We start from the raw sequence: 6,212 nt of genomic DNA on the forward strand, positions 1-6,212 counted from the left end.
TTCGCCCGAAGGCTCAAGACCCTCAGCGGTCTCACGCCATACGAATACATCTGCAAGATCTGGACTTCAGAGCCAGACAGATTCAATGTCGATCCGATCCACCAAATGCCGGGACTGAACACCTAGCAGATTTTGGGTGCTCGGATTGACCACGGCATCATCGAAAGCGCCTTTCTCGAAATGGCCTGCCGAGGCGAGATCGGACCAGAGGCTGGTGACGACCAGTTCGTTGTCCTGGTCTCGCAGCTTGACGGCCAGTGACGCCCCCAGATGCCCGGGCAGTTCGGCCATCTCGACGAAGGTCGAGCGTTGCAGGTGCTCGGTATATCGGCGCAGAACCGTGTCGCTTTCCGGAACCGCGCGCCACCAGCGAATGATCATCGGCCTATCCTCATCCCAGTTCCACGGCCCGGTCCCAGCAGGCGAGCATGGCCGCCTCGATCAAGGCACCAAAGCCGCCGCTCTGCAAGGCGGTGCTGGCCGCGCGGGTCGTGCCGTTCGGCGAAGCCGCGCGGCGACGCAAATCGTCGGGGGCGACATCGCCCATCTGACCTTGCGGGTGTGGATCAGTCGTGAGCTGCTGAACGTGTCACGGATCTGCTCGAACCGATTTCCCTGACAGACGCGAAGCCAGTGCGCGGCAGATACGTCCGTCGATCGCGATCAGGCCAGTCAGGATCAGCGCCATGCCTGTCAGATGGCCGTCGCCTATGTGCTCACCGAAAAAGCCAGCCCCAATGAGCGTCGCCGAGACGGGCGCGACCAGGGTAACCAGCGACAGGTTAGTAGCGCCGACCTTCGGCAGGATTGAGTACATGATTAGAAAGGCCGCGGAGGTTAGACCGAACCCAATCACCGCGAACGCGCTCGCCAGTTGCCATCCCGGCATCTGCGGAATGCCTTCTGACACAAGCGCAATTGGCAGGATAGCGAAGGCCCCACCCGTCATGGCACAGGCCGTCATCACGACCGGATCAAGACCCCGAAGCTTTCGCACCAAATTGAGAGCAATGCCATAGCACACCGGTGCCAGCGCCGCGACGAGGAGCCAGGGGCGCTCAGAAATGCCGGCAGTGCTTCCCTGCGTTGTCAGGACCATCATTCCGATCACACCCAGACCGACGCCTGCCATCTTGCTGAGCGTGGCCTGCTCTCCCCCCGGCCACAGGTGCGAGATGAGGACGACCGCGACCGGCGTCATGGCGTTTGCGATTCCGGCCGAAGAGGAGGTGATATGCTGCTGCGCCACCGGTAGCAGGGCAAAGGGAACGGCATATTGGAAGATTCCGAAGGTGCCGATCGCAATGAGGCTTGCATCGGCCAACCGGACGCGCCGCCCCGTGGCGGCGACCCATGCCCAGCACCCGATGGCGCCGAGGCCGACACGCACCGCCGAGACTGTCAGCGGCCCGTAGGCCGACAGGAGAATTTCGTTGAAGCCGAAGGAGGCGCCGAAAACGGAGCCGAGGGCAACTAGGATGGACCAGTAGGCCAGGGTCATCGCGGATTTCTTTCTATGAGTTGCTGCCCGGTCGGTTTCCTGTGGGGGACGGGCTTCGAACCTCGCCTTGATGCGCCCGCCAGGTTGCCTCCGTGTGTCTGAAACCCTTGAGCGAAGTTTCGATTGTATCGCGCGGTTTTCCAGGACACCTGTCATTAACCGGGGCGCCATTCTGAAGGCATCTTCATCGCCAGGCAGTTCTAAACGGCGGCATCTCCGTGAGAGGGCTGTCTGTCCGCTCGGCCTCCCATGTCATTTCGGGGTCGAACCTAATCGACAGCGAGTCCTGGCGCTCCAGTGTTTCGCGGAGGAACGTGTCATACCCAGATATGGCGAGTTTCGGCCAAACCGCCGTCATCTATAATGACCACATTTAAACCCTGGGATGGGAAAAGATGCCAAGTAAGGTTCTGATAGAACGCCTGAACCAACGGGCTGCACGTGGCCTAAAACAGGATACATGCAAGATTGGCAAAAACATGTTCGCTCTATATCCGCCTTGCTATGTTGTCTTGGCAGATGATGGACTGAAGACCCACAAGATCGTCTTCCAGGAGCCCCCCACGTTGGCCCAGATCGCTGAGCGCGCGTCCGCAAATTCGTGGATCATTTCGGTAAAGCCAACGCGGCTGTCGCACTACCTGAATGGTTTTTGCTTTCGTTGAGGGAGAGAAAAGCAGTCATCCCTGCTCGCTGCAGTCGGGAACATCTGAACAAACGCGTCCGCCGATGCCGAAAAGTGGGACGGCATAATTTGGATCGCGCCGCCTTATCAGTGCGTCACCAATATTCAGCGATAGGAAGACGAGTCCTCGGCGACGGCGATCTGCCGCACCGGCGGCGGTCCGGCCAGGCGTCGTGCAGGCGCTATCACGGTTACTCGCTGCGGCCGGCAGCACTTTCCCATGACGACTTCAGGCCGCCACTATGTCACGCCAATCCACCGGGACCCTGGCGCGGATGTGCTTCAGCCTGTGGCGAGAAATGAGATCGCGTTAGACATTGAAATCGTTGGTGGTGGCGGGTCGGAAGAGAGGAAGAGCTGCGCCGATACGGGCGACTTGAACCGAATTTGCTGCTGCTCGCGACACCGGGTCGGCTGATGCGAAACCTCTGCCCGATTACTCGATCGTCCCTCGCCTTGACACCGCCAGCGGAGCCTATATCCGGCACCTGCTGGCCTCGACCTCGAAATGACAGCGTCGCATACCTAACAGAAGACAGTGACAGATCCGGATCTTCCCCTTCTTGAGCAACGACTTGGCCGCATGCATGCACACCTGCGACTCGGTGTGGAGCGGGACCACGAGGCACAGGTCTTCGGCTATGGACGCAACTACTTCCATTTCGAAAACCTGCGGCCGTTCGCTTTCTTCGTCGAGTACACTCTAAAACTGTCCGGGATGTATTGGCGCGGCAAGCGTAACGCCGCACGCGTTCAGGTGCGGACGAATACCGTGCGTTCGGTCGATCTCCCGGCCGAATTCGACGGCTTCACGATCCTGCAATTGGCTGACCTGCATGGCGACATGAACGCTATTGCTATGGCACGGGTCGCCGAACTCCTCGGCGATCTCGATTTCGACCTGTGCGTTCTTACCGGTGACTACCGCGGCGCGACCCACGGGCCGCACGATGCCGCGGTACGATCGGTTGCTACGTTGCTACCCAAAATCAATAGTCCGGTCTTCGGCATCCTCGGCAATCACGACACCGTGCGCATGGTACCCGCACTTGAGGACCTTGGTATCCGGATGCTGATGAACGAGTCGGAGACGATCGAACGCAACGGCGCGGCGATCTACATCGTCGGCGTCGACGATCCTCATTTCTACCGGACCGACAATATCGAGCAGGCCGCGGCCGGCGTGCCACACGACAGCTTTTCAATTCTGCTCGCCCACACGCCGGAAATCTATCGCCGTGCGGCACATGCCGAATTCAACCTTATGCTTGCCGGCCACACGCATGGTGGGCAGATCTGCCTGCCCGGCGGCATCCCGATCTTGCTCGATTCTTCCTTGCCGCGGCGGTTTGGTGCGGGTGCCTGGAAACATCACGGCATGGACGGGTACACATCCGTAGGGGCGGGAACGTCGATAGTGCCGGTGCGGTTCAATTGCCCACCGGAGATCACGCTGCACCGGCTCGAAAGAACCAGCTGAGGATCGGACTGGATTCTAGTAAGGGTGATCGCGGAAGCCCAGACGGAGCAACCATTTCGACAAGACTATCTCGCCGACAAAGAACAGCACGATGATCGCCAGGACATCAATCCAGGTCAGGCTTAGCAGCGGCATGACGGCGAGTGCGGGCAAAACCACTTCAAAAATCTGGTCTAGGCCGGTGGCCTGAGCGCTCGGTGGAAATCCGAGGCGCCTCTTTACGAAACTCGACAGGAGGTCGCCGACCATCGAGGCACTGCCAACTACCAGGCCCAGCGCCCAGGATTCGGTCAACAGAAATCCCCCAAAGGCTGTGACGAGGAGCGCGACGACGATTCCGCGAATTGTCTTCGAGGCGCCAAACACGGGCTGACCGTCAAGGAAGATGGCGCCGCAATCCAGAGGAAAGGAGAAATGATTGCCGAGGAGTCGCTTGGCTGCGATCGGGCAGCCGTTCGCCAGGGCGAGCAACAGAAGCACTTCAATGATGGACCATGGGTGCGGCATGGGCGGGGAGTTTCACCTTACGGGCTGTTGGGAGTCGTGGCCGGATTTCGGTGGCGCGGCACAATCCGGCGGCGCCTTTCTGTTCGGCATCTCGCTCGGCGATGCCCTCGCTGAATTTGACCCCTTCGATGAGGCAGGGCAATTGGGAAGGCCACATCGAGCGCTGTCCAAATCCCTGAACATCTCTTTCTGAGACGAGAGCGACGAGCGGTGTAGGGCAGGCGGCGCAAACGGTTTGAATGGCCACGCACAATTTCCTTTTGGGCGCTCTCCACGCGAAATACCACTTTATGTTCATCCGTCCCGAGCCACCTTGGTGGCTTTGAGGCGATGGGCTTCCGGAAAAGACTTGGTAGCGGCAGTCACTTTCTACCGACCGGACCATAGTTCCTGCGTACGGCTGCCTGAGTTGGCGGCGGAGCGAAGAAACGTCCTCATTGCGCGTCGCGACCTCGTTGCTTTCTTGCTTCGTCTGTTTGTGCGAGCACCAAGAAAACACTGCCGATATCGGAACGGAAACGCTCTGTGACTAATGTGACCATCAACGACTCGATGCTGGCCAGAACCCCGATTCCGAGCACGAAGAGGAAGAACGGGCGCGAATATCCAAACATGAACAGCCAGAGGAAGAACACACCCGAGAATACGGCGGCGGTCTTGGACGAATACAAATGATACGACGGCAGAACGCGGAACTTCGCGAGAGACACAATGGCTGCCAAGGCGTAGCCCGCCAGGAAGACGTAAAGCCAGGGCATCTCGGGCCGGATGTTCTCTCCTTCAAAGAGGAATATACCCAAGATACCGGCAAGCACGGTGCAGGCATCAGCGATGGTATCGAGTCTTGCGCCGAAGACTGACTCCTGACCGAGATATCGGGCAATCGGGCCGTCAAGAAGATCGCTTACCAGGCTGATCACGATCAGGACGAAGAAGGCCTCGCGATTTCCGGTCAGGGCCATCCACGCCGCTATGGGTGCCGCCGTCAGCCTGTAGAGTGACAAAAGGTTAGCGATGGAGAACATGGGTGTTGTCAGAGCGATCGCGACCGGCCGCCCTTCCCCGTCTTTTTAGGTGAACGGAAGACGCAATAACTTGGTCTTTATGGGGAAAGTATTTTCAGAGCGCCACCGAGATCCACAACCGAGCCAAAAAATGTCTATCAAACTGGTTTGTCCTGTGTCTGACGTCAGCGCCCTACGGAGAGATTTGGGGGTTTGAGCAACGTAGGGTTCTGGTTCATCGAAGCCGCCAAGGAGCGAAGATGAACAAGACACCCGGAACATCGAAGGATGCCGCTGACAAGCTGGTCAGGGGGATCAGGCGGAAGACCCGCAAGCACTACTCGGCCGAGGAAAAGATCCGCATCGTGCTGGCTGGACTTCGAGGCGAGGAGAGCATCGCCGCGCTGTGCCGCCGCGAGGGGATCGCCGAGAGCCTCTACTACACCTGGTCGAAAGAGTTCCTCGAGGCCGGCAAGAAACGCCTGGCTGGAGACACTGCCCGTCAGGCGACGGCGCCGGAGGTCAAGGAACTCCGCTCGGAGGCCTCCGCCCTCAAGGAGGTGGTTGCCGAGCTGACGCTCGAGAACCGACTTCTGAAAAAAAGCATGATCGGGGATGGGGGCAACGAGGAATGAGGTATCCTGCGCCTGAGAAGCTCGAGATCATTCGCACGGTCGAAGCATCGCACCTGCCGGTGAAGCGGACCTTGGCCATGATCGGCATTCCCAGCAGCACCTATTACCAGTGGTATGCCCGCTGGGTCGAAGGCGGGCTGGATGCGCTGGCCGATCGGTCCCCGCAGCCGAAGTCGGTGTGGAACCGCATTCCAGACGAGATCCGCGAGGACGTGGTCGAGTTCGCCCTGGAACACGAGGACCTGACGTGGTCTGCCCCCTGAAAAGTGGTCCTCCCTGAAGTAGGCTTTCGAGCCAGTTGGAGGATGAAGGAATGCCCCAGAAGAAGCACAAGCCCGAGGAGATCGTCGCGAAGCTACGGCAGGTCGACGTGTTGGTGTCGCAAGGACGGTCGGTGGCC

6 protein-coding genes and 2 pseudogenes are annotated in these 6,212 nt (G+C 59.5%); 3 read left to right on the forward strand and 5 right to left on the reverse strand.

Annotated elements, in window-relative coordinates; all coding sequences use genetic code 11:
* A pseudogene (locus tag EU800_RS25525) lies at positions 1 to 126 on the forward strand (IS481 family transposase); the annotation flags it as partial.
* Here the strand turns inward: EU800_RS25525 and EU800_RS25530 are convergent.
* The 3 genes from EU800_RS25530 to EU800_RS25540 are packed head-to-tail and all read right to left on the reverse strand — an operon-like array spanning position 67 to position 1,501.
* Complete coding sequence (locus EU800_RS25530) at positions 67 to 381, reverse strand: hypothetical protein (RefSeq protein ID WP_129636281.1); 315 nt, start codon at positions 379 to 381, stop codon at positions 67 to 69. The pseudogene EU800_RS25525 and the gene EU800_RS25530 sit on opposite strands and share 60 nt — an antisense overlap.
* 10 nt (positions 382 to 391) lie before the next feature.
* Positions 392 to 547, reverse strand: a complete 156-nt coding sequence (locus tag EU800_RS25535; RefSeq protein ID WP_129636282.1) for a pyrroline-5-carboxylate reductase dimerization domain-containing protein — start codon at positions 545 to 547, stop codon at positions 392 to 394.
* A 42-nt stretch (positions 548 to 589) separates the two neighbouring features.
* Positions 590 to 1,501 carry a DMT family transporter gene (locus EU800_RS25540; RefSeq protein ID WP_165354852.1) on the reverse strand — a complete coding sequence of 304 codons (912 nt, stop codon included), beginning with the start codon at positions 1,499 to 1,501 and terminating at the stop codon, positions 590 to 592.
* A gap of 1,223 nt (positions 1,502 to 2,724) precedes the next feature.
* Between EU800_RS25540 and EU800_RS25550 the strand changes: the two genes are divergently transcribed.
* Positions 2,725 to 3,666: a metallophosphoesterase gene (locus EU800_RS25550; RefSeq protein ID WP_207210015.1), complete on the forward strand. Its 942-nt coding sequence runs from the start codon at positions 2,725 to 2,727 to the stop codon at positions 3,664 to 3,666.
* A gap of 15 nt (positions 3,667 to 3,681) precedes the next feature.
* Here the strand turns inward: EU800_RS25550 and EU800_RS25555 are convergent, their stop codons facing one another.
* Both EU800_RS25555 and EU800_RS25560 read right to left on the reverse strand, forming a co-directional pair.
* Positions 3,682 to 4,173, reverse strand: a complete 492-nt coding sequence (locus EU800_RS25555; protein ID WP_207210016.1) for a CDP-archaeol synthase — start codon at positions 4,171 to 4,173, stop codon at positions 3,682 to 3,684.
* A 434-nt stretch (positions 4,174 to 4,607) separates the two neighbouring features.
* The gene (locus tag EU800_RS25560; protein ID WP_129636284.1) at positions 4,608 to 5,198 is read right to left on the reverse strand and encodes a CDP-alcohol phosphatidyltransferase family protein; all 591 of its coding nucleotides are present in this window, start codon (positions 5,196 to 5,198) and stop codon (positions 4,608 to 4,610) included.
* A 239-nt stretch (positions 5,199 to 5,437) separates the two neighbouring features.
* On the opposite strand from EU800_RS25560, the pseudogene EU800_RS27785 reads away from it, so the two are divergent.
* Positions 5,438 to 6,060 (forward strand): annotated as a pseudogene (locus EU800_RS27785) (transposase); the annotation flags it as partial.
* Between the last annotated feature and the right edge of the window lie 152 nt (positions 6,061 to 6,212).

Origin of the sequence: Tropicimonas sp. IMCC6043 (assembly GCF_004146235.1) — a bacterium.
Taxonomy (GTDB): Bacteria; Pseudomonadota; Alphaproteobacteria; order Rhodobacterales; family Rhodobacteraceae; genus Tropicimonas.